Below are 21,366 nucleotides of genomic sequence, written 5' to 3'. Positions count from 1 at the left end.
GGCTGGGTGAAGCGTAGTTTCGCTTCTGACAAGCGTCGCACGTCAGCGCCAGGCCTTGATGGATCAACGAGACGCGCATTCGGCTCCATTCGATCGAACATTCGCATCTTGCAGATTACTTTACCTTCACGATCCGGCGAACGGTCAGAGAGGTCGGCGGTTGTGGATCTGCGTTGACGTGCCTGCATGGCATCGACGTAGGTACGCTGGAGACGGAATGACTAATCCCTCGAGCCTGGCGTCGTTGCTTGCTGCCCCTTTGCAAGGTGGGTCACGAAGCCGATTGCCTGTTGCTGCAGTTCGAGCTCTAGGGTGGTCGCCTTGATTCTCTGAACAATCAAATCGAGATCGAGCGGCCGTGCAGCATGATAGGCTTCGACGAACTCCTTGTCCTTATCCGACAATCGCGCGAGTTTGGAGACGATGACGTCCTCGGGGCAGGGCGCAACCGCCAGGACCGGACGGCCATCCACATCAACCGGCTTGTAGATCGCCCTCGTGTTCCAATCTGCCGGAAGACGGGCTGTGTTCTCGTCTACACCGTCGATATAGAAGCCGTGATTGCGATGAAAATCGGAGCCTTCGCCGAAGAACGCGTTGATCTCTTCTGAAGCTTCCGGAGGAAAATCCGGATCCAGGGCCTTATGGGTGATCTCCCATATTCTGGCATTCTCAGGATACGCGTCGATTTCGCCCGACGTCCTCAAGATGATCGGAGCGTCCGGCCAAGAGAGCAGAATGCTCTGGCTGCCAATAATGAAGACCTTGTCGGTTTCAAACAGTCTGGCTATTGCCTTGACCGTCTCGACAAGGTCCTCAAAGGTTCGGACAAATGATTGCTGCGTCACGCCGCAACCCGCGCACCCGCGGGTTCCAGTGCAGACGATTTCGCGGCAAGTCGCTTTGCCGCTTTCCAGATACGACGCCTTAGCGCCACGTCACTGACGTCAATTCCATCGGCAATGACGAACGGCGAAGACAAGCGCAAACGCGTCATTTCCTCGTCGCGGCTGGTCAAACGACGGCGAACATTGGACGGGGGAAGACGGAGCAAATCGCTCCATTCGCCAACGAATGAATAGCCCTCGTAACGCTCCGAAGCACTACGATCGAGGGAAACCTTCGCCCTATCGATCAACGAAGGGTCGTGACCGATCGCCCGCGCAATAAGCCGATGAATCATCAGCTTCGCGGTGTCGTTCACCTGCTCCTGGTTGACTCGAATAGTCATGGTCTTCCGTTGCGTCAGAGAGAGAGAATAAGCATCCGTCGGTAAAAAAACCAACTCTTGCAGGCCGATACGTGTTCCCTGTGTGTTCGCTCTTTAGTTCCGTATTCTACGTCACGGGCTTCCAAGGGACTAGCCTAGCCTTCTTTTACGGCCAACTTTTTGTATCAGCCACCCCTTGAACCGTTCGATGTGTAAGATTATCTTACCATGTGTCGGAGACTTGAGGAGATAATCATGGACCCCGTTATCTTTAAAGAAACATTGATCAAGGTTCTCAGTCAGATCCAAACTGACAGCGGCCTGGAATGCCCGCCCCTGACGGGAGCCATAAAACCTGTCGAGAATCTCCCGAAGTTCGACAGCAAAGTCTGGCCGGTGGCAACCACCATCCTTGCAACCGAGATCAATGCCGAAATCCCCAATGACGTAAATATCTTCGTCGACGAGGCGACCAAGCTGCCTCGTACCATTGACGAGACGGCGGCGTTTGTCTGCCTCCTGGTCAAGAAGCAAAGCGAGCAGGAAGCCGCAGCAGCATGACCGAGGCTGATTCAGTCAAGCGCGGCCAGATTGTGGAGCGCCTCAAACAGGCACGCAAGCTTGCCGGGCTTTCGCAAGGACACGTCGCCAAAATGCTTGGTCTCCATCGTCCGTCGGTGACCGAAATGGAGAGTGGCAACCGTCGCGTCTCGGCTGATGAGCTTGCCCGTCTCGCCGAAATCTACGATGTGAGCGTTGCCTGGCTCCTGGGCGAAGCGCCCGAGACAATTGACACACAAGACCCGCGGCTTGAGCTGGCTGCGCGCGAGCTCTCCAAACTCAAGTCCGATGATCTTGATCGCCTACTCAAATTGTTGGCGGCGATGCGCAGCGATTCCAGCCCGAGCGGAGGCGATCGCTGATGAGCGTGATGCGTACCACGAAGCTCAGCTTCGACCGCCGTGCTTTGGCGACCGAAGCCATGCAGGCTGCCACGGCTACGCGGGCCAGGGCCAAGCTCGACCAGACCGGGCCGATCTGCATTTATGGGCTCTGTGAGACGCTAGGCGTCGTGGTGCGCTTTAACAATATCAATATGGAAGGGATGTATCAGCGGGGCGTTCCGGCCCGGATTCATCTCTCGGCGCGCCGGCCTCTGCCACGGCGCGCTTACAATTGCGCACATGAGCTCGGCCATCATGTCTTCGGCCATGGCTCGTCCATCGACGAGCTGCGCGAGGACGCGAAAGCGAGGCCTTGGGAGAATCCAAAGGAGTTCCTGGCGGACACTTTTGCCGGCTTCGCCTTGATGCCGATCATTGGGTTGCGGCGCGCCTTTGCGGTTCGACGCTGGACGCCGGAAACGGCGACCCCGTGGCAGATATTCACCATCGCCTGCGAGTTTGGTGTCGGCTACGGCACATTACTCACACACCTGTCGGCCGGCCTGAACATGCTCTCGCACCGCCGCGCGGAAGCCCTGCAACGAGTTACACCCAAGGCGCTGCGGGCGGACATTCTGGGAAAGACGACCTCGGACCCGTTGATTGTTGCTGACTGCCATCGTACGGCGCCCACTTTGGACGCCGAAGTCAATACATTGCTCCTTCTGCCACCGGGTGCCGAAATCGCCGGAGACGGACTTGTCTTCGAGCGCGACCTTGCAGTCGGGCGCCTGTTCAGAGCGGCGAAGGCCGGAATTTTCCAGGTCAGGGCCGGCGACTGGGCAGTCTTCGTGCGCATTGCCCCGGTTCAGAAAGACGAGCCTTGGTACGGCTACATCGGGCTCGCTCAATATCGCCACTTGGAGGAGGACCTCGATGAGTAAGGCCAAGAATCTGGTGGCTCCGCCACCCGTGGTGATCGACGACACCAATCTCTCGCGCGCCTGGGCGAGGTTGCTGTTGCAGATCCTCGGCGGCGCCGGTACCGAAATCGCCCCGCTGGTCTTGAGCTTGAGTGGCTTCGATCAAAACGGCGCCCCGGCCGAAGACCCAGCGGTCCGCCAGGCGCTCGACCGGCTGCTCAAGCGTAAGAGCCGGCTTGTGGTCGACGACGTCGCATTCACGATCTTCCCGCAACGCCTCTGGGAGATGTCACGCGGCGACCGAGCACGCCTTTTCGCCCTCTATCGTGCGACATTCCCGCGCTGGCAGGCGATGAATCGCAAAGCCAATGGCCGTGGTCTATATTTCGAACGCATGGTCATGTATGGGCGTGGCCCATGTGACGGGAATCAACTGGAGTGGATTTTGTCTCAATTCAATTCTAGGACGGGCGTCCGCCGCTCGATGCTTCAAGCAACAACCTTCGATCCGGCCCGTGACCATGTTGCGAGCGCGCAGCTGGGCTTCCCCTGCCTGCAGCAGGTGAGCTTCGAACCGACCGCCGCGGGACTCGTCGTCAATGCCTTCTATGCTACCCAGCAGATCTTCGATAAAGCCTACGGCAACTATCTCGGCCTTGCGCAGCTCGGCGCGTTCATGGCCCATGAGATGGGAATGTCGCTCGCACGCCTGAATGTCGTGGTCGGCATCGCCAAGCTTGAGCGGATTACCAAAAGCGACGCCGATTTTGCGCCATTGGTGGCCGCCTCCCAAGCCCTGGTCGCGCCGCCTCCCGCCCAGGTCGCACGGCCGCCTATCGCTGCTGCGACCGTCGGAGCGAGGCATTGAGTCCAAAGTCTTCGAAAGATTCCCAGAAGCGTCCACGCGGCCGCCCCCCGAAACCCCGCCCGAACGCGGCCGCGACGTCGCTGGATCTACCGCTTGTCACTCGACCGCTCGCGCCATCAGCTGCACCATCTCCGATCGTACTGCATCACATCGCGCCTGCTAAGGTCTCGGAGGTCTATGAGAGTTATTGGCGCTTCGCGGCCGAACGGCAGGCGGTCTTCTTCCGTCGCGCGCGCGGCGAGAAGCACCCCTGGACCAACAATCCCGTGCTGGCGATCTACAAATTCACCAACGCCTATCGTGCTTCCGACCGTGTCAGTCAGTATCTGATCAGGCATGTCATCTATCGTGAGGACTTGCCAAGGTCGCCGCGGGAAATCTTCTTCCGCATCCTGCTGTTCAAGCTGTTCAACAAGATCGAGACTTGGGAACTCCTGGAGCGAGTGCGCGGGCCCATCACCTTCGAGGATTATCGCTTTGCGGACTACGATGCGGTCCTTGCGCGAGCGATGCAGAGTGGCCGCCGTATCTACTCCGCTGCCTACATCATGCCGCCAGGCAGCCGCGCGTTCGGACGGCCGGCTAAGCATCAGAACCACCTGTTGTTGCTCGAGCGCATGATGGAGGATCGGCTCGCTGAGCGGTTGGCACAGACGCAAAGCATGCAGGAGGGCTTTGAAAAATTGCGTGCCTACCCGACAATCGGCGATTTTCTTGCCTATCAATTTATTACGGACATCAACTACAGCGAGCTCACTGATTTCAGCGAGATGGATTTTGTTGTGCCAGGACCTGGGGCGCGTGACGGCCTGCGCAAATGTTTTCTCGATCCCGGCGGTTTGAACGAGCCCGAGCTCATCAGGTTGATGGCCGACCTGCAAGAGCGGGAGTTCGAACGGCTTGGTCTCGACTTTCAGTCGCTTTGGGGACGCCGGTTGCAACTGATCGACTGCCAGAATTTGTTCTGCGAGGTCGACAAGTATGCTCGCGTGGCGCATCCGCATATCGCGGGAAAGACTGGCCGCGTGCGCATCAAGCAGAAATTCGAAGCAACACCAAAGCCGATCGACTTGTTCTATCCTCCCAAATGGAAGTTGAACGACAAGATCCATTCTGCAGTTTCGCTACGGGCTGCAGCAGTGTGACGCAAGGAGATGCGGATGGATTTCGATAATTACCAGAAGGAGGCCCAGCGCACCGATCGGGTGCCAATGCGCAATGAACCGGATGACACAGCATCGCTGATCGTGCCGATGCTCGGTCTTGCTGGTGAAACCGGCCAGTTGCTGAGCGAATACAAGAAACACCTTCGCGACGGCGAGGCGCATCGCCTCTTCAAGGAGCGCGTTTCGGAAGAGCTGGGGGATCTGCTCTGGTACATTGCCAACGTTGCGAGCAAATTCGAGCTCTCGCTCTCCGATGTTGCTACTGCCAATCTTGCAAAGGTTAAGCAGCGCTGGACCGACAATGGCGCCGAGCGCTTGAATTTCGACGCAGGGCTCCCTCACAATGAGCAGTTGCCCCGCCGCTTTGAAGTCCAGCTTGTCGATGTTCTAGGCGAAACAGGCCAGCGCGTACGTGTCCTGATCGACGGCAGTCCCTTCGGAGCCGAGCTGACCGATAACGCCTATGACCCGGACGGTTACCGGTTCCACGATGTCTTCCATTTTGCCTACGCAGCCGTGCTGGGTTGGTCACCTATTGCGCGCGCCTTGCTCAAACGAAAACGCAAAAGCCGTCCATTGCTAGACGAGGTAGAGGACGGCGGACGCGCCGCCGTCATTGAAGAAGGGGTGGCGGCTCTGGTGTTCGACTATGCGCGACGCCATGGGATGCTTGAAGGTGTCGCGACACTCGACTTCCAGCTTCTGCGCACCATCAAGGACATGACCTCTCATCTCGAAGTACGGCAGCGCACCACGGGCGAGTGGGAACAAGCGATATTGCAGGGATTCGAGGTCTGGCGCGCGGTTTTCGCTGCGCGAGGTGGACGAATTACCGTGGACCTCGATACGCGGCGCATCGCCTTTGTCGGACCGGCAACGGCTCAGCCGTAGCAGCGTCCAAATCTTGAGCGCCTTAACCCAGTGCGAGAGCGCTCGCCATCGCCAGTCCGCCAGCGTGGCTGATGCTGAGCCGCCATGCCGTGATGCCAAGCGCCTCTGCCGCTTTGGCCGCTCCGCCTGAGAGCCGGACCTCGGGTGGAGCACCCGGCGCTCGAAAAATCACGACGTCAGTGAATGCTACACCCGCGCCAAAGCCGGTCCCCAGTGCTTTCAGCACCGCCTCCTTCGCGGCGAATCGACCGGCGAGACGATCAATCCGATCGGCTCCATCGCCGATCTCATCAAGCTCCACTTTCACAAAGCACCTCGGCAGTAACGGATCGCGGGGATCCTCGATCCAACGCCGCAGCTCGGCAATCTCGACGAGGTCAACTCCGTGTCCGATCACGTTCATGTCTGCGTGCATTCAAAACGCCGGCGGATTAGCCGTTCCTTGTACAACTAGCTGTGTATATGCCAGAACAGAACCCGATAAGGTAGATTCTGCTTCCGATCCAGTGCTCTAAATTAGCCCGACTTCCGCGCGCCGGTTCTGGCTGGACCGGAACCGTCCCAATCGATTCAACGGTCCGATAGCGCCTAAACAAGCATCATGCCCACATTCGCGACTCTAGTGTAGCGATCTGCTCGGTCGGGGGCGCCGATCTCGGGGAATGGCTTGTTCGCAACGGTCTTGCGCTGGATTGGCCGCAATATTCGAAAGGGAAGTACAGCTCCGCCCAGAGCGATGCAGACCGTTCGGGGCGCGGGATGTGGGCGGGGAGCTGCGTGGCGCCATGGTTGTTTCGCGGGTGCATCAGGGCCGGCGGCGCTCCGACCGACTGTTCGGATGACGCAAACGCACATCCTTGAGTGCGCGCCCAGCCGGTGATTCGGAGCTTCGGTATCTAAGAGCTGAACCAACATCGGCGTGAGCTGGCGCCTCTCATGCGACTCACGCTAAGCAGTCGCCGTCACCTTCTCGCGGCACAAAGGGAATACAATGATTGCGACCGCCCACGAATTGCCAGCTTCAGGTTATGCGCTTGAAGTCGATGGTCGACTCAAGGCCGAATTTGCGACCAGGGATGGAGCCAAAACGGGCGCAGAAGAGCTGAAGAAGCGTTTTCCCATGCTTCAGATCCGGATCTATGACGCGCAGACCAAGACGCGGGAAGAAGTGCTGTTTCCGCAAGCCTAGTTCTTGATGTTCTGCCGCTTGAACAGGGCTTGCTCTTGGAAGACGCTCGCTCGCATGGCGCCGATCGAAATATATCAAATCGATTTAAGGAGTTCGGTCGCCTCGCCGAGGGCCCTACCGATGATCGGTCTGAATGAGTCCTTGATCGCGAGCTCCGCGATGGTCACATTGACGAAGTCCGGTTTCAATCGTTCGATCGCGCTCAGCGTTTTGGTGACGTCATCCTTGTAGTGCTTCAACGATTTGATGATGGAATCTCGATCGTGGCGAGCCGCCGCTGCAATGTCAAAAATGTCACGCGGCTTGATGGTCGCGCCGCGGTAGTGAATCTTCTTGGCAATGATCTCGGCGACCGTTTCCAGGTCGACTTCCTCGCCCTCAATCGTCTGCCTCGTCGTCGGGATGTCCGTGACGGCGTGAGCCACGATGAAGTCGATCTCGCCGAGACCCTCGAAAGCCAGTTTGAGGAAGCCTGTGCCATCGCCGCCGTAGTCCGATGGCCTGATCTCGAACTCGAAATCGTGCAGCTTGGGATCGAGAAAGGACAGGAGCTGCGCATCAGGCAGGAAGATATCGACGTCGTGGCTCTCGCGGTGGCCGACTTGCAGCATCATCGCCGTGCCGCCGCCGAACGACCATGAATCGATGATGAGCCGTTCGGAATTGACCTGGCGTATCAGCGAGCAGGCGATGCGAAAAAGACGCGCCCAGTCTGGTCCGTCCGCGCTCACGCGGCGAGTGGATAGGATTCGCCGGAGAATTGCGCGAATGTCTTTGCGGCGGTGACGAGCTCTGCTTCGCTGATGTGAAATGCGCCGGCAAAAGCCTTCTGCAACTCCGGAGCGACTTCGCCGAAAAACGCCGACATCTGCCCCGGCCAGGCCTTGGCGGCCTCAGGATGCGTCAGACAATGGGCAAGCGTCGGCGCGTCCAGCTTCTTGCTGTACGGCGCATTCACGGTCGTCAGAACTGACGCGGGAAACTTGCCCATGACCTTCACTGTCTCAAAATACATCCGAGCCGCAGGCCACATATTAAAGGTGGGCCGGCGCGGAACCAAGTCAACAGCTTGGCGCCTCGCCGTCAACAAAGCCTGAACCGCCTGACTTCTGGTTCGTGGACTATAAGTAATTGATTCTTAGTGCATAATTTGGCCGAAGGAAAAGCCGAAACCGCGGCATATAGGGAACCCGAACATACCGGATGCCGCGTGGACGTCGGAAGGCTGGGGCGTCTCCCTGCGGGACCGGGCTGTCGGCTCCGCTGAAACCCCGGCTTACGCCGGGTTTTCCCCCTTTCGGGCTCCTTATGCCGAGTGCTCGATTATGCCGAGCACCCGGCTTTATCGCGTCGGTTCGCTTAAGGAGTCGAACAGTCTGGCACGCGTGACTCGGCATAATCACAGGGTAGCGAGAAACGCCATAAGCCTGTCCGTGGGTCTGTAGCGAGAGAATCTCCCGGGTACGGGATCGAGCCTTTCGAGAGCCTTTTCTTTGGAAGCCAAATCGGCGGTTATGTAGATGTTCGTCGTCTGGATGCTCTCGTGACCGAGCCACAAAGCGATGACCGCAAGATCGACCCCCGACTGGAGCAGATGCATCGCGGTGCTATGCCTTCTATGTCGTCCTCTACATAGAAGGCACTATCTACCCCGCCTGACTATGTCGAGTAGCTTTGACCGCAACGGCAAATGTCTGAGGAATAAAGGGATTTCCTGCAGAAACGCCCAGGCCACCCGACATAGTCGGCTCGATCTACAGGCTGTTCAAGAACTCCAGCAAATGGTCGCCGGGCCGGAAGCGGGATGACTTGCCGGAATATGGGGACGTCCGCGCCAACGCCTCCTCCTTCATCGCCAACGTCGCCTCAAGATAGATCTGCGTGGTCTCGACCGATTCATGGCCGAGCCACAGGGCGATTACGGAGCGATCGACGCCCGCCTGCAGGAGGTCCATGGCCATCGTGTGTCTCAGACGATGAACAGTGACGCGCTTTCCATTCAGCGACGAGCACATGTCGGAAGCGGTCTGGCGGTGTTTGTTCAGTATATACTGAACGCCATGAACGCTCAGCCGTTCGCCTCTGGCACTGGGAAACAGGATACCCTCTTCTCCGCGCTGAGGCTCCTTCAGCCAGTTTCTCAAGAGTGCGGTCGTAGACTTGGCGAACGGGGTACAGCGTTCCTTGCGCCCCTTGCCAATGACGCGCAGGTGGGCGCCCGTGCCGAAGAACAAATCGTCCCGCTTGAGACCAGTGATCTCCGATAGGCGCAGTCCGGTCTGCACGGCGACCAGGAGGAACGCGTGATCACGTCGCCCGGACCAGGTCGATCGATCCGGTGCCGCCAGCAAGGCATCGACCTCCGGGCGGGTCAGGAAATTGACGAGGGTTCGAGTGAAGCGCTTACTGGGGATTGCAAGCACGCGTTGGATTTGGGCAGAACGCTCGGGTGCCTCGAAGGCCGCGTAGCGAAAGAACGAATGAATTGCCGTGAGGCGCAGGTTACGGCTGCGGACGTTGATACCCTGATGGTTCTCCAGGTCATCAAGGAAAGCAACGATCAACGGCGCGTCGACCTCCTCGAAGTTCAAGCGAGACGGCGGCTTATGCAATGTTCGTTCGGCGAACTTCAGCAACTGCCGAAATGTATCGCGATAGGAACTGATCGTATGGGGGCTTGCCTGCCGCTGTTGCATCAGGCGTTGGGTGAAAAAGCGCTCCAAAAGCGGCGCCAGGCTGGCATGCTTGGTCATGTCCGATCCTCCCAGCGGCGCTCAAGGCGGCGCATTGCTTCTTTCATCAGCTCGGGTGAACCGGTGAGGTACCATTGGGTATCGGCCACGTGGACGTGACCGAGATAGGTGGACAAAATGGGTAAGAGCCGCTCGGGATCTTGCTCGGCTTCGTACCAACGCACCAGCGTGTTCGTCGCGAACACGTGCCGCATGTCATGCAGGCGCGGGCCGTGGCTGTCAGTTGCGCCTCGCAGGCCGATCTGGCGAGACAGAGTATAGAATGTTCGATGAATGTCTCCCACATCAAGGCGGTTGCCCAACTGGGAAGTGAACAAATAAGGAGACGCCGCCTGGGCTGTACAATGCTGTCGGCGGCGTTTGAGATAATCCTGGAGCACTGCGCAGGTTGATGCGTGCATCGGCACAAGGCGGGACTTTCCGAACTTCGTGCCGCGGATCGTCAGCACAGCGGCATCGAAATCGATGTCCGAAAGCTTGAGGTTGCGGGCTTCGCCGAGGCGCAGGCCGGAAACGCTCAGCAATCCGAACAGGCAATAATATGTCCATGGCCTAAGCTTGCAGCGAGTATATCGGCACGGCATCTCAAGCGCTGCGGACAGGAGGCGCCGGACGTCGTCCTTTGAATAGAGATAAGGCCGTGCCCGCTTCGGACGAAAGGGTAGCAAACCGTCTGGGGGAATCTGGGTCCGCGGATCCGCGGCGGTTTGATGGCGGGCAAATCCGCGGATGTAGCCGAGCCGTGTCGCCCAATACGAAGGCTGCGCATGGGACGGTCGCTGGGCCCAGGCGAGAGCCAGTTCCGTCGTGACATATGGCGTGTCATTAGCCCCCAGGAAGGCGGCGAAATCGATCAATCCTCTTTCCGCCTCTCGCAGCTTGAACCCCAGCCCTCGCCGCATCTCGATGTAGTCCTGAACAGCCTGTCGGAGCGTGCTCATTGGGCTTCTCCCGGCCATGGCAAAGCCAATGTTCGCAACGCGTCGAGGTCGACTTTGGCGTAAATCGCCGTTGTCTGCACATGACGATGTCCCAGAACCTCACCGATCTCACCCAGCGAGGCGCCGCCGCGTAGCATCTCTGAGGCAAGCCCATGTCGGAACTGGTGTGCTCCCTTTGTAGGAGAATCGATGCCGGCCCGTTTGAGCGAACGTCGGATGACGCACCCGAGTCCGCTCGGACCGGAGAAGCCCCGGATCGGGGCCTTGTCGCGCAAAAAGACGCGACGATCGGCATTGCGTGGACGCGACTTCCGCAGGTAGTCGACAATCGCCTTGCCAACATCCGCGGGCAATGGCAGGTCGTGGCGTTGACCGTTCTTGCCACGTACATGGATCTGTCCGGCGACCCAATCGATATCGTCGAGTTCGAGCGAAACTACCTCACTCGACCGTAATCCCAATCGCGCCAACGCAAGGATCATCGCATAGTCGCGGCATCCGACGGGGGTATCGCGATCGATGCTGGCTAGCAATCGAGTCACCTCGTTGCGGCCGATCGCGCGAGGAATAGACGAAAGCGACCAGTTGGCTACGATCGGGACCGCTGCCGCCAAGTCTGAGGTGATGTCCCCACGATACCGCGCATAGGAGAGAAACGACCGCAGTGCGGTGGTTATGATTTTGGCGCGTCGCATGTTGAGACGCGAAATCCTCTTTTGCACGAAATTGGTCACGTCGACGGCGCGCAATTGAGTGAGCGAGACCTCACCATCACTGAAGCGGAAGTTGAGAAAATCTCGAACGACTGGCCGATAATTTATGATCGTTTGACGAGACAGCGCACGCGCGTCTTGCAAATACTGCTTGTATGCCAGCACATGTTGTTCTACCGGCGATGGGTTGTGGTCGGCTTCAGGCTCTTCGGCGATTGCGTTCTGGCTTCGTAGAAAAGCCAATAGATTCCGAAGAGCGGCGTTATCTCCAAGCTTTGGCCGCTGCGCTCGGTCTAGCAAATAACGCCCAGGATGGGCTCCACTTATGTCGCCTAGCTCAATCCCCTTTTGCCAGAGCCATTTGCTGAAGCCCGCAGCCATCAGCACCTGGTTCCTCGTAGAAACAAGACCGTAGCCTCGATCAACGAGCCATTCGGCAAACGGAATAACGTAACTCGCCACCGGGCCCTCTGGCGGCCGCGACAACGCAAACTCATCGTTGATAAAATACTTCACTGTTTGCTCCCTCTCCAAGCTGGATTGCTGGAAGGGCTACAAACTATCTCTACGTGCTATCCTATAAATCCTTGGAATCGTGGGACATCATCCTGCTACTCGACATAGTCAGGCGGGGTAGATAGTGGCGGATGACGTGTGGCGACACCGACTTGTTCGCTAAACTTGAACAGGACGCCGTCGCTTTGACGACAGCTCGGCGTAGAATGTAGTCGGCTCCATCGCGTGACAGTAGCTGGCTCCGAGCGCTTGGAAAGATGATTGCATCCGGCGCGTCGTCGATCTCGCGAAGCCATCCACGCAAAACGCGAGCTGTTTCGTCCCAGAGCGGGATGACGCGCTCCTTTCGACCCTTTCCCAACAGCTGGATATTTGCGTGGCCGGCATCGAGATACAGCTGACGGCGTCGTAACCCAATGATCTCGGAGATTCTGGCCCCTGTGTTGTAGAGAGTCAGTAGCAATGCGTGATCGCGTCGACCCGACCATGTGCTACAGTCTAGAGCAGCAACTAACGCCTTCACCTCGGCGCGGCTAAGGAAACCGACGAGCTTCTTTTCAAACCTCTTGTTTGGGATCGCCATGATCCGAGTTGCCATTCCCAAACAACTCGGGTCGTGGAGGGACACGAAGCGAAAGAAGCCTCGAAGGGCTGCGAGCCTGGCGTTGCGAGAACGGACGCTGCAGCGACGGTTGCGTTCGACATGGTTCAGGAACGCGAGGATGGCATCGGCATCGATCTTGGCAACGGGAAGGGCCGTCGGCGCGATCCCGGTCGTATCCTGCATAAACTGCAACAAGAGACGGAAGGTGTCTCGGTAAGAGGCCACTGTTCGAGGGCTGGCATGTTTGTGCACGGCCAAGTGCTCAGCGAAGAATCGCTGAAGGTGCGGACCAACAAGAGTGACAGGTGCACTCATCCCTCGCCTCCCGCTGAACGATCGAGTGTAAAGCGCGCTCCTGCTGCTCTCAGGAGGTCTGGCGTGGCGGAGAGATACCAGTAGGAGCTTTCTGGCCCAACATGACCAAGATAGACCGCCAGCGTTGGCAGTAGCGATTGCACGTCCAATCCCGCGTTGTGCCACTCGCACAAGCGCCGCACTGCAAACGTATGGCGAAACGAGGTGAGACAGGGGCGGCGATCCCGCGGGTTCGCCGGCTCGATCCCAACGCTCTGGCATAGACTCGTGAACCAACGTCCAAGATCGTGGACGTCGAGCGGACAGCCATCCCGATTGACGAACAGTCGATCGCCCCAAGTATCACGCTCGTGGGCACGTCGTTCCTCAAAATAGCCGCGTAGGGCCACAACAACAGTCGCATGGATCGGCACAATCCTCGATTTATGGAGCTTCGTTTGCAGGATTTGAAGGTGGGGGTGGGCATCGGCGAGGCGCACGTCGGCAATGGTCAAACGACACGCTTCGCCTACGCGGACCCCGGTGCTTCCGAGCAAACCGAGCATTGTTGACAGAACGATTGGTCGAAACGGTACGTACGAGTTCTGCTGTCTCGCCGAGTTTATCAGAGTCGTCATCTCGTCATCGGAGAACACATACGGCCGCCGCCGTCGACCTGCGGCGATGACGCGCGAGCCCGGCACTTCTGTTCCCGGAATGATCGCAGCCAGATAATTGAGAAAGCCGCGAACGAGGATAAGCCGATCGCCTCGCCCCCTGATGCCGCACGTCGCAGGCGCGTGATCCCATGCCCAGGAGACCGCAGTAGCCGCTCGAATTGGAGACCCATCGGTCGCGCCGATGTTCTTGGCGTAAGCGATGAAATCTCGTAGCCCACGCCCATGTCTCGTGTTTGTCAGGCCGACAGCCTTGCGGATCGCCAGATAGTCATCGACGTGTCGCTCGAATTCCAGCGGACCGGTCATCGTGCACCTCCGATCCATGGCATCGAGACGCGCGATAGTGTGGGGAGGTCGAGCTTGGCGTAGATGGCAGTGGTTTGGAGGCGTTGGTGACCTAGCAGGTCGGCAACCTCGCTGAAGCTTGCGCCGCCGTTGATCAATCGGCTCGCAGCCGTATGGCGGAGCATATGGGCGCCGCTAAGCCGACCGAGCGGAATCCCAGCGCGCCTCAGGTTACGCTTGACGATCTGGGTGATCGCAGTGGTATTACTGAGGCGGCTGGGCGGATTGTTGACGCCTATGAACAAGCCGCGACCCAACCCAGAGGGCCGCTCCTGTTCAATATACGCTGCAAGCGCCGTCCCCACATCCTGAGGTAAGGGCAACGCCCTCTCGCGGTGTGACTTGCGAACGCGGGTGCGAATGACACCGGCTCGCCAATCGATGTCGTCGATCTCCATTGCAATGATCTCGGCGCAGCGCAACCCCAACTGCACGGCCAGAAGCAGTATTGCCCGATCGCGGCATGGCGCTTTGCTGGTCATAACCGCGTCGAGCAAGCGCGAAATGTCGTCGGCCGATAGGCGTCGCGGTAAGCTCGCATGCGCCGCCAGTCGGGTCCTCGGAATCGCGCGATCGAGTCCGCTTGGTACGATGCCGCGCCAAGCTAGAAACCGTAGGAATGACCGAACCGCGGTCACCGGCACGCCGCGGCCACACCCCTTCTTCGATGCCGCTTCCTCGCAAATAAAGCCAGTGATCTGCTGAACCGATGGCGCGGCCCATTGGGCAGTGTCATCAAAACAGGCGGCAACAAACCGGCGCACGACGCGCCAGTATCGTGTCCGTGTCGCTGCCGCCACACCGGCGACGTCACGCAAGTAGCAATCATAGCTGTGCACCCATGAGTTGGCATCGTTCTCGGATTGGAAGTGCATTGTTGTTGTCTCCCACGGCCAGGATGGCCAACCGGGAAAGCTCTTGGATTATTCGAGAACGGTCCTGGATTATCCCGAGCCGTGCACAGGAAATTGCTCGACGAACCGACGCATAAAGCCGGGTGCTCGGCATAATCAAGCACTCGGCATAAGGAGCCTTGGACGAACCCGCTCCGCGGGAGGGTGTCTGCGTTGAGCGCGGGGGATTCCCCTTGAAGCTAGCCCGTGTCTCTGCCCCCGGCACACTCGCACGGCGACGTACTCCACCGCATTTCAGAAGCGCTTGCCCTGGCAAGATGGTGTTGCTGCCCGCGCGCAGCGTCCCTCTTGTCAAGGAGTTCGCTATGACCACGCTTCGAACACGCATGATGGAAGACATGCAGGTGCGCAACCTGTCGCGACACACGCAGGATGCGTATCTGCTGCAGATTTCGCAGTTCGCCCGGCATTTCGCTAAATCGCCGGCTTTGCTCGGTCCAGAGGATATCCGCGCCTACCAGGTCTATTTGACGAACGAGAAGAAGCTGGCACCACGTTCGGTGCACGTGACCGTCGCGGCGCTCCGATTCCTCTACCGCGTCACGCTCGGGCTGGATTGGGATTTCGACCAGGTCATTCCGTGCCCAAAGGCACCAAAGACACTGGCCGTCATTCTCAGCCCCGAGGAGGTGCTGCACTTCCTTGGATGCATCAAGAGTTTCAAACACCACGCGATCCTGACGACATGCTATGCCGCCGGCCTGCGTATTTCCGAGGCGACCCGCCTGAAGCCTGAGGGTATCGACCGCCAGCGCATGGTGCTGCGCGTCGAGCAGGGCAAGGGACAGAAAGACCGCTACGTCATGCTGTCAGCCAGGTTGCTGGAGCTGCTGACGAACTATTGGCGCGCCGTGCGCCCCACAGGGGTATGGATGTTTCCCGGGGCCGTTGTTGGAGAACCGATATCGACAAGCGCCGTGGATGCTGCCTGCCGCCAGGCACATCGGATGTCGAAACTCTCCAAACCGGTAACACCTCATTCCCTGCGGCACGCATTTGCGGTGCACCTGCTCGAAGCTGGAACCGATCTCCGCACCATCCAGCTCCTCCTCGGCCATCGCAGCCTATCAACGACCGCTCAATATCTGCGGATCGCTACCAACAAGGTCTGCGCGGCGACGAGTCCGCTTGAACTGCTGCCGCGTCCGATCCCCAAGGCTTCCTCGCCGCCAGCGCCCGAACATTTCTGACGGCCAGTCTCATGGGCCGCTCAGGTCCAGAGGTGGCGGATATATTCCGTCGGTACGGTGCTGCCTGGCGAGAGCAGCACTGGGCCTCACTATCGATCGAACGACGCGCAGCAATGACTGCCATCGAGCGCTGTCGAACGTCGGCGCTCGGAGGCCATGTCGAACAGTGCGACCGCTGTGGCGAACGACGGATCGCGTATAACAGCTGCCGTTCCCGCAGTTGCCCCAAGTGCCAGTGGCTCGCCCGAGCGGAATGGATCGAGGCTCGGCGGGAGGAGCTACTCGATACCCAGTATTTCCATGTCGTCTTCACCGTTCCCGATGAGATCGCCGCGATTGCCTTCCAGAATGCCAGCACGGTCTACAAGATCCTGTTCCATGCAGCCGCCGAGACGTTGCGGACCATCGCTGCCGATCGGCGACATCTCGGCGCGGAGATCGGGTTTTTCGCGGTGCTCCACACCTGGGGTCAGAATCTCAGCCATCATCCCCATCTCCATTGCGTCGTGCCCGGCGGCGGGCTGTCGCCGGACGGAAGCCACTGGATTTCGTGTCGTCCCGGCTTCTTCCTACCAGTCGCCGTGCTCTCCCGACTCTTCCGGCGGCTGTTCCTCGAAGGTCTGCAAAGGGCATTTGATGCCGGCGAGTTGCGATTCTTTTCGGCATTGGAACGGCTGCGCGATCCCGTCGCATTCCGGAGCTATCTGGATCCCGCCCGCCGGGTCAACTGGGTGATCTATGCGAAGCCACCCTTCGCGGGCGCTGAGCAGGTTCTGGAATATGTCGGACGCTACACACACCGGGTGGCAATCACCAACAACCGGATCGTCGATATCGAGGATGGCAAAGTACGCTTCGGGTGGAAGGACTATCGCAACGAGAACCGGCAAAAGGTGATGACGCTCGACGCCGGAGAGTTCATCCGGCGTTTCCTCGTCCATGTCTTACCCGAGGGATTTCAGCGCATCCGCTATTACGGTTTCATGGGCAACCGCTACCGCAAGCAAAAGCTCGCCCGCTGCCGCGAACTGCTCGGAATGCAGCAGTCCGATACGCCGGCAAAGCCGAAGGAAGGGCGCGATTATCGCGATAAGGTCGAGGAACTGACCGGAGTTTCCCTGCGGGAGTGTCCCTTTTGCCGTCAAGGGCAGATGGTGTGCATCGAGGTGCTCGCGCCCGTTGCGTCACAAGACCCACCTCTTATGGACACTTCATGATGGTCGTGCTTTTCAACTCATTGATCATCGTGCTTTCCGTCTGCCAAGGCAGAGAGCAGGCGTCCTATTGTCACGCCACCGACATCGAGCCCTCCAGACGCAGGCGTCGCCGGTCTTTCCGATGGGGAGACCATATCTCGATTAGAATGTTTCGCTATAAAGACCGCATCCAGCATGTCCCCGGAGCCCAGCGACGGGACTCTCCGCTGGGAAGCAGCATCCAATTTCCATAGCGGCACCGCCGAGCTAGGCGGCTTCGTCCAACACGTTTTTAGATTACCGGCGCACTCACATCGGCGCACGTTGAAGCTTCGGTGCCGCGCCGCCAATCTAAAAACGCTCTCTATTATGCCGAGCACGGCATAAGCGTCCATCCCTGACCCGGTGTTCGCGACTTCGCTCGGCCGCTTCGCAACCCGTCGCGGGCGCTGAGGCAGGGCCAAGCGAGAGGAAGAGTGGAGCCGATCTGGTCATGACGGGTTGAGGGCCGGAGGAGAGTCTTCCGGCGCCCGTCATGGAGATTGCTCCCATGAACATGCAGATTCTTGATGCCCGCCGTGACGCCGGCGGCGGTTACAGGGTGGACGTGAGCCGCGGCGAGCGCGTCGGCCGGGTGTCCTCCGAGTGGTTTTCTCGTCCGGCAGACCAGCGCTATCTGTCGCTCAACGAACTGGCAAGCACGGTGCGTGATCGCACGGACCGCAGCCGCACGCGCGTGGTCGAAAGTGCGCTCATTCATGTCGAGGCGAGCCGCGGCGATCCCGAGCGGTTGGCCCTGATGCTGCCCGGCTCGGACAAACCCGTCGCGCCGACTCATTGGAGTTTCGGCCAGCTTGCAAGCCAGGTTGGCGCTCCGGCCGCCTATCTCCGGCAACTGCCCGCAGCGCTCGCAGGCATCAACCTGCAATATGGCCTGACCGCCAATCGCGCCGAACAAATCAAGACGCTCGAGACCGACGATGGCCGCGTTGAGCTTCGTGCCGTCACCAGTCCGGACTATGGCCGGATCTTTGACCATGAACTCGTTGAGGCCGTGCAGCGCATCGCCGGCAATGGCACCGGTGATACGCGCTGGAAGGTGCCAGGGGTGCTCGACTGGTCAACCGGGATCTACAATCCCCGCGTCGACATCTCCAAGGACACGACGACCCTCTATGCATCGGACAGAGATGTTTTCCTTTTCCTGGTCGATGACCTGAATCCGATCGAAGCCGGTCGTCTTCCGGACGGCTCGCCCGACCTCTATTTCCGCGGCTTCTATTGCTGGAATTCGGAGGTCGGGGCGAAGACGCTTGGCATGGCGAGCTTCTATCTCCGCGCAGTCTGCCAAAATCGCAATTTGTGGGGTGTGGAAGATTTCGAGGAGATCATCATTCGCCATTCCAAATACGCCTCGTCCCGCTTCGCTCACGAAGCGGCCCCCGCGCTGCTGAACTTCGCCAATTCGTCACCCACACCCTTCGTCAATGGCATCAAGGCCGCGCGCGAACGGATCGTGGCACATAGTGACGAGGACCGCACCGAGTTTCTGCGTCGCCGCGGTTTCTCCAAGGCCGAGACAGCCAAGGTGATAGAAACTGTGCTGGCGGAGGAGGGCCGCCCGCCTGAAAGCATCTTCGATTTCATGCAGGGCATCACGGCCGTCGCGCGCGATAAGCCGCATCAGGATGCTCGCCTCGACATGGAGGCGAAGGCGAAGAAGCTGTTGGATCGCGCGTCCTGACCCCTGCCAAGCCAGGACGATCTTTTGTGCCTTCTTCTTTCTTCTTGGCTTCTTTCTTCACACTTCTCGGTTCGTGTCCTGCGTGGCGCTGTCCTCTTAGAGCGAGAGGGCGGCGCTTCGCTCCTTGAATGGGTTGGAGGCCGAGAGAAGGTCTTGGCCGCCCGTTCCGGAGAAACTGACATGGCAAAGGCCGTTCAGAAGATCAAGCTGTCGCCATCGTGCGACATTCCTTTCGACAAGCTCGTGCTTTCACAGTCCAACGTCCGCCGGACCAAGGCCGGCATCTCGATCGAGGATCTCGCAGAGGACATCGCCCATAGGGGAAAGCTATTACAAAGTCTCTACGTGCGCCCCATCCTCGATGCGGAAGGCCAGGAGACCGGCATGTTCGAGGTGCCGGCTGGCGGTCGCCGCTATCGCGCGCTCGAACTCTTGGTGAAGCAGAAGCGCCTCGCGAAGACCGCGCCGATCCCCTGCATCGTCGGCGAAGCCGGCGGCGAAATTTCCGCGGAAGAGGACTCGCTTGCCGAGAACGTGCATCGCGTCGCGCTTCATCCTCTCGACCAGTTTCGTGCATTCCAGACTCTGCGCGAGCAAGGTCGATCCGAGGAGGAGATCGCGGCCGTCTTCTTCGTCCCCGTCGGTGTCGTGAAGCAGCGCCTTCGGCTTGCGTCAGTCTCTCCAAAACTGCTCGACGTGTATGCCGACGACGGCATGTCGCTCGAGCAGTTGATGGCGTTCTCCGTCACGGACGATCACGCGCGGCAGGAGCAGGTCTGGGAGAACGTCAACCGGTCGGGCTATGACGAGCCGTATCAGATCAGGCGCGTTCTAACCGAGCGGGCGGTACAGGCCTCCGACAAGCGCGCCCGCTTCGTCGGCCTCGCCGCCTATGAGGCGGCCGGCGGCAACGTGCTGCACGATCTCTTCGAGGAAGACGGCGGCGGCTGGCTCGAGGACATCGCTCTGCTCGAGCGTCTTGTCGCCGAGAGGCTCCGCACCGAAGCCGAGACGATCGCAGCCGAAAATTGGAAGTGGATCGAGGTCGCCCCGAGCTTCCCCTACGGTCACGATCATGGGCTGCGCCGGATCGAAGGCGAACCCGCTGATCTCACCGCCGAGGAACAGGCAAGCCTCGATGCGCTCCAGGCGGAGTATACGGCGCTACAGGAGAAATACGAGAACGCCGACGAAATGCCGGATGAGGCGGACGCGCGCCTAGGCGAACTCGAAGAGGCCCTCGCGGCCTTCGAGGACCGGCCGCATATTTTCGACGCGGCCGCCATGCCGCATGCCGGCGCCTTCGTCAGCATCGATACGGATGGGACGGTGCAGGTCGCGCGCGGCTATGTCCGCCGCGAGGACGAATCGGCGTTCGTTGCGGCGGTAGCTCAGTCCGATCCTGAAGACGGCTCGGTAACGCCTCGCTCCGACGACGGCTATCAACCCGCGCCCCCGGTTCAGGGCAGCGTGATTACCATGGCCGGCCAGGTACCGCCGGATGAGGAAGAGGATAATGCTATCCGGCCCTTGCCCGATCGGCTCGTCATCGAACTCACCGCGCACCGAACGCTGGCCCTGCAGGACGCGGTCGCGGCCCAACCGCATGTCGCGATGACGGCGCTCTTGCACAAGCTCTGCCTCGATGCCTTCTATCGGACTTACGGTCCGGGCTGTATCGAGGCCGGCGTGCGTCATGTGCAGCTTTCGGTCCAGGCGCCCGAATTGAAGGATAGCGCCTCGGCCAAGTCGATCGCCGCTCGGCACGAGGGCTGGAAGGCTGACGTGCCGGCCGACGAGGCCGCGTTGTGGGATTGGCTGGTCGCGCTCGACGATTCGAGCCGGCTGGCGTTGCTCGCCCACTGCATTTCGAGCGGTGTGAATGCTCTGTTCGAGAAGATCGATCGCCATGGCGGGCCCGGCATTACCAGCCATGGGCTGCAGCGCCGTCTCGATCAGGCTGATCGCCTCGCCCGTGCGGTTGGTCTGGACATGGTGGAGGCCGGCTGGCGTCCGACGGTCGACAACTATCTCGGCCGTGTCACCAAGGGCCGTATCCTCGATGCGGTCCGCGAGGCAAGGGGCGAATCCTCGGCCCAACTCATCGACCATCTCAAGAAGTCGGAGATGGCGAAGGAAGCCGAGCGCCTGCTCGAGGGCGCCGGCTGGCTTCCCGAACCGCTGCGCATCACCGCCGTGGCTTCGCCTTCGAACAGCTCCGACGCTGCAGCCGAGCCGCTTCCCGAATTCCTCTCCGGCGACGACGAGGAGCAATCGAGCGACAGCGAGGAGAGCGAGCAGCAGCCGCAGCCTGTCGCAGCCGAATAGGCCATCGCGCTGCGGGG

Annotated in this window: 22 protein-coding genes and 1 pseudogene; 11 read left to right on the top strand and 12 right to left on the bottom strand. The window is 59.8% G+C overall.

Annotated features, from left to right (window positions below):
* Window positions 1–221: 221 nt before the first annotated feature.
* The gene (locus G8O24_RS24005; protein WP_188103629.1) at window positions 222–848 is read right to left on the bottom strand and encodes a DUF6036 family nucleotidyltransferase; all 627 of its coding nucleotides are present in this window, start codon (window positions 846–848) and stop codon (window positions 222–224) included.
* On the bottom strand, window positions 845–1,231 hold the full coding sequence (locus G8O24_RS24000; protein ID WP_188103627.1) for a hypothetical protein: 387 nt from the start codon (window positions 1,229–1,231) through the stop codon (window positions 845–847). Before G8O24_RS24000 ends, G8O24_RS24005 begins: the two co-directional genes overlap by 4 nt.
* 234 nt (window positions 1,232–1,465) lie before the next feature.
* On the opposite strand from G8O24_RS24000, the gene G8O24_RS23995 reads away from it, so the two are divergent.
* The 6 genes from G8O24_RS23995 (at window position 1,466) to G8O24_RS23970 (ending at window position 5,942) form a co-directional block, all read left to right on the top strand.
* On the top strand, window positions 1,466–1,771 hold the full coding sequence (locus G8O24_RS23995; protein ID WP_188103625.1) for a hypothetical protein: 306 nt from the start codon (window positions 1,466–1,468) through the stop codon (window positions 1,769–1,771).
* Window positions 1,768–2,133 carry a helix-turn-helix domain-containing protein gene (locus G8O24_RS23990; RefSeq protein ID WP_188103624.1) on the top strand — a complete coding sequence of 122 codons (366 nt, stop codon included), beginning with the start codon at window positions 1,768–1,770 and terminating at the stop codon, window positions 2,131–2,133. The genes G8O24_RS23995 and G8O24_RS23990 overlap by 4 nt, the downstream gene beginning before the upstream one ends.
* Window positions 2,133–3,038: an ImmA/IrrE family metallo-endopeptidase gene (locus G8O24_RS23985; RefSeq protein ID WP_244645974.1), complete on the top strand. Its 906-nt coding sequence runs from the start codon at window positions 2,133–2,135 to the stop codon at window positions 3,036–3,038. Before G8O24_RS23990 ends, G8O24_RS23985 begins: the two co-directional genes overlap by 1 nt.
* Window positions 3,031–3,885, top strand: coding sequence for a thymidylate synthase (locus tag G8O24_RS23980; RefSeq protein WP_191093306.1), 855 nt, complete (start codon window positions 3,031–3,033; stop codon window positions 3,883–3,885). Before G8O24_RS23985 ends, G8O24_RS23980 begins: the two co-directional genes overlap by 8 nt.
* Before the next feature lie 80 nt (window positions 3,886–3,965).
* Window positions 3,966–5,030, top strand: coding sequence for a nucleotide kinase domain-containing protein (locus G8O24_RS23975; protein WP_188103722.1), 1,065 nt, complete (start codon window positions 3,966–3,968; stop codon window positions 5,028–5,030).
* Between the two features lie 15 nt (window positions 5,031–5,045).
* Window positions 5,046–5,942, top strand: a complete 897-nt coding sequence (locus tag G8O24_RS23970; RefSeq protein ID WP_188103622.1) for a nucleoside triphosphate pyrophosphohydrolase family protein — start codon at window positions 5,046–5,048, stop codon at window positions 5,940–5,942.
* A gap of 22 nt (window positions 5,943–5,964) precedes the next feature.
* On the opposite strand, the gene acpS is transcribed toward G8O24_RS23970, so the two are convergent.
* Complete coding sequence (gene acpS / locus G8O24_RS23965; RefSeq protein WP_244645973.1) at window positions 5,965–6,357, bottom strand: holo-ACP synthase; 393 nt, start codon at window positions 6,355–6,357, stop codon at window positions 5,965–5,967.
* A 576-nt stretch (window positions 6,358–6,933) separates the two neighbouring features.
* Between acpS and G8O24_RS23960 the strand changes: the two genes are divergently transcribed.
* Complete coding sequence (locus tag G8O24_RS23960; protein WP_188103620.1) at window positions 6,934–7,131, top strand: hypothetical protein; 198 nt, start codon at window positions 6,934–6,936, stop codon at window positions 7,129–7,131.
* A 74-nt stretch (window positions 7,132–7,205) separates the two neighbouring features.
* On the opposite strand, the gene G8O24_RS23955 is transcribed toward G8O24_RS23960, so the two are convergent.
* The 9 genes and pseudogenes from G8O24_RS23955 to G8O24_RS23915 form a co-directional block, all read right to left on the bottom strand.
* Complete coding sequence (locus G8O24_RS23955; RefSeq protein ID WP_311972333.1) at window positions 7,206–7,862, bottom strand: nucleotidyl transferase AbiEii/AbiGii toxin family protein; 657 nt, start codon at window positions 7,860–7,862, stop codon at window positions 7,206–7,208.
* Window positions 7,859–8,146, bottom strand: coding sequence for a hypothetical protein (locus tag G8O24_RS23950; RefSeq protein WP_244645972.1), 288 nt, complete (start codon window positions 8,144–8,146; stop codon window positions 7,859–7,861). The genes G8O24_RS23955 and G8O24_RS23950 overlap by 4 nt, the downstream gene beginning before the upstream one ends.
* 384 nt (window positions 8,147–8,530) lie before the next feature.
* A pseudogene (locus G8O24_RS23945) lies at window positions 8,531–8,734 on the bottom strand (tyrosine-type recombinase/integrase); the annotation flags it as partial.
* A 151-nt stretch (window positions 8,735–8,885) separates the two neighbouring features.
* Window positions 8,886–9,884 (bottom strand): site-specific integrase, encoded by a 999-nt coding sequence (locus G8O24_RS23940; RefSeq protein WP_188103617.1) that lies wholly within the window; start codon window positions 9,882–9,884, stop codon window positions 8,886–8,888.
* Window positions 9,881–10,825: a tyrosine-type recombinase/integrase gene (locus G8O24_RS23935; protein WP_188103615.1), complete on the bottom strand. Its 945-nt coding sequence runs from the start codon at window positions 10,823–10,825 to the stop codon at window positions 9,881–9,883. The genes G8O24_RS23940 and G8O24_RS23935 overlap by 4 nt, the downstream gene beginning before the upstream one ends.
* Window positions 10,822–12,054 carry a site-specific integrase gene (locus G8O24_RS23930; RefSeq protein ID WP_188103614.1) on the bottom strand — a complete coding sequence of 411 codons (1,233 nt, stop codon included), beginning with the start codon at window positions 12,052–12,054 and terminating at the stop codon, window positions 10,822–10,824. The genes G8O24_RS23935 and G8O24_RS23930 overlap by 4 nt, the downstream gene beginning before the upstream one ends.
* Before the next feature lie 61 nt (window positions 12,055–12,115).
* Window positions 12,116–12,973 carry a tyrosine-type recombinase/integrase gene (locus G8O24_RS23925; protein ID WP_188103612.1) on the bottom strand — a complete coding sequence of 286 codons (858 nt, stop codon included), beginning with the start codon at window positions 12,971–12,973 and terminating at the stop codon, window positions 12,116–12,118.
* Window positions 12,970–13,938 (bottom strand): tyrosine-type recombinase/integrase, encoded by a 969-nt coding sequence (locus G8O24_RS23920; RefSeq protein ID WP_188103610.1) that lies wholly within the window; start codon window positions 13,936–13,938, stop codon window positions 12,970–12,972. Before G8O24_RS23920 ends, G8O24_RS23925 begins: the two co-directional genes overlap by 4 nt.
* Window positions 13,935–14,852 carry a tyrosine-type recombinase/integrase gene (locus G8O24_RS23915; protein WP_188103608.1) on the bottom strand — a complete coding sequence of 306 codons (918 nt, stop codon included), beginning with the start codon at window positions 14,850–14,852 and terminating at the stop codon, window positions 13,935–13,937. Before G8O24_RS23915 ends, G8O24_RS23920 begins: the two co-directional genes overlap by 4 nt.
* Window positions 14,853–15,196: 344 nt before the next feature.
* Between G8O24_RS23915 and G8O24_RS23910 the strand changes: the two genes are divergently transcribed.
* From G8O24_RS23910 to G8O24_RS23895, 4 genes are all read left to right on the top strand, one after another.
* Window positions 15,197–16,081 carry a site-specific integrase gene (locus tag G8O24_RS23910; protein ID WP_188103606.1) on the top strand — a complete coding sequence of 295 codons (885 nt, stop codon included), beginning with the start codon at window positions 15,197–15,199 and terminating at the stop codon, window positions 16,079–16,081.
* 11 nt (window positions 16,082–16,092) lie between these two features.
* Window positions 16,093–17,298 carry an IS91 family transposase gene (locus G8O24_RS23905; RefSeq protein WP_188103604.1) on the top strand — a complete coding sequence of 402 codons (1,206 nt, stop codon included), beginning with the start codon at window positions 16,093–16,095 and terminating at the stop codon, window positions 17,296–17,298.
* Between the two features lie 529 nt (window positions 17,299–17,827).
* Entirely contained in the window at window positions 17,828–19,021 is a 1,194-nt protein-coding gene (locus G8O24_RS23900; RefSeq protein WP_188103602.1) for a DUF932 domain-containing protein, read from the top strand.
* 180 nt (window positions 19,022–19,201) lie between these two features.
* A complete protein-coding gene (locus G8O24_RS23895; RefSeq protein WP_188103600.1) occupies window positions 19,202–21,349 on the top strand; it encodes a ParB/RepB/Spo0J family partition protein in 2,148 nt (715 codons plus the stop codon).
* The last annotated feature ends 17 nt before the right edge of the window (window positions 21,350–21,366 follow it).

The sequence above is a fragment of the Bradyrhizobium campsiandrae genome (assembly GCF_014529705.1).
GTDB lineage: Bacteria > Pseudomonadota > Alphaproteobacteria > Rhizobiales > Xanthobacteraceae > Bradyrhizobium > Bradyrhizobium campsiandrae.
This window is presented reverse-complemented; position numbering and strand designations above follow the sequence as displayed.

Excerpts from the sequence above, each read along its gene's own strand:
- G8O24_RS23990 (WP_188103624.1), top strand. The coding sequence starts at position 1,768 with ATGACCGAGGCTGATTCAGTCAAGCGCGGCCAGATTGTGGAGCGCCTC.
- G8O24_RS23915 (WP_188103608.1), bottom strand. The coding sequence starts at position 14,852 with ATGCACTTCCAATCCGAGAACGATGCCAACTCATGGGTGCACAGCTAT.
- G8O24_RS23980 (WP_191093306.1), top strand. The coding sequence starts at position 3,031 with ATGAGTAAGGCCAAGAATCTGGTGGCTCCGCCACCCGTGGTGATCGAC.
- G8O24_RS23935 (WP_188103615.1), bottom strand. The coding sequence starts at position 10,825 with ATGAGCACGCTCCGACAGGCTGTTCAGGACTACATCGAGATGCGGCGA.
- G8O24_RS23940 (WP_188103617.1), bottom strand. The coding sequence starts at position 9,884 with ATGACCAAGCATGCCAGCCTGGCGCCGCTTTTGGAGCGCTTTTTCACC.
- G8O24_RS23900 (WP_188103602.1), top strand. The coding sequence starts at position 17,828 with ATGAACATGCAGATTCTTGATGCCCGCCGTGACGCCGGCGGCGGTTAC.
- G8O24_RS23925 (WP_188103612.1), bottom strand. The coding sequence starts at position 12,973 with ATGAGTGCACCTGTCACTCTTGTTGGTCCGCACCTTCAGCGATTCTTC.
- G8O24_RS23950 (WP_244645972.1), bottom strand. The coding sequence starts at position 8,146 with ATGTATTTTGAGACAGTGAAGGTCATGGGCAAGTTTCCCGCGTCAGTT.
- G8O24_RS23995 (WP_188103625.1), top strand. The coding sequence starts at position 1,466 with ATGGACCCCGTTATCTTTAAAGAAACATTGATCAAGGTTCTCAGTCAG.
- G8O24_RS23960 (WP_188103620.1), top strand. The coding sequence starts at position 6,934 with ATGATTGCGACCGCCCACGAATTGCCAGCTTCAGGTTATGCGCTTGAA.
- G8O24_RS24000 (WP_188103627.1), bottom strand. The coding sequence starts at position 1,231 with ATGACTATTCGAGTCAACCAGGAGCAGGTGAACGACACCGCGAAGCTG.
- G8O24_RS23910 (WP_188103606.1), top strand. The coding sequence starts at position 15,197 with ATGACCACGCTTCGAACACGCATGATGGAAGACATGCAGGTGCGCAAC.
- acpS (WP_244645973.1), bottom strand. The coding sequence starts at position 6,357 with ATGCACGCAGACATGAACGTGATCGGACACGGAGTTGACCTCGTCGAG.
- G8O24_RS23920 (WP_188103610.1), bottom strand. The coding sequence starts at position 13,938 with ATGACCGGTCCGCTGGAATTCGAGCGACACGTCGATGACTATCTGGCG.
- G8O24_RS23970 (WP_188103622.1), top strand. The coding sequence starts at position 5,046 with ATGGATTTCGATAATTACCAGAAGGAGGCCCAGCGCACCGATCGGGTG.
- G8O24_RS23905 (WP_188103604.1), top strand. The coding sequence starts at position 16,093 with ATGGGCCGCTCAGGTCCAGAGGTGGCGGATATATTCCGTCGGTACGGT.
- G8O24_RS23985 (WP_244645974.1), top strand. The coding sequence starts at position 2,133 with ATGAGCGTGATGCGTACCACGAAGCTCAGCTTCGACCGCCGTGCTTTG.
- G8O24_RS23895 (WP_188103600.1), top strand. The coding sequence starts at position 19,202 with ATGGCAAAGGCCGTTCAGAAGATCAAGCTGTCGCCATCGTGCGACATT.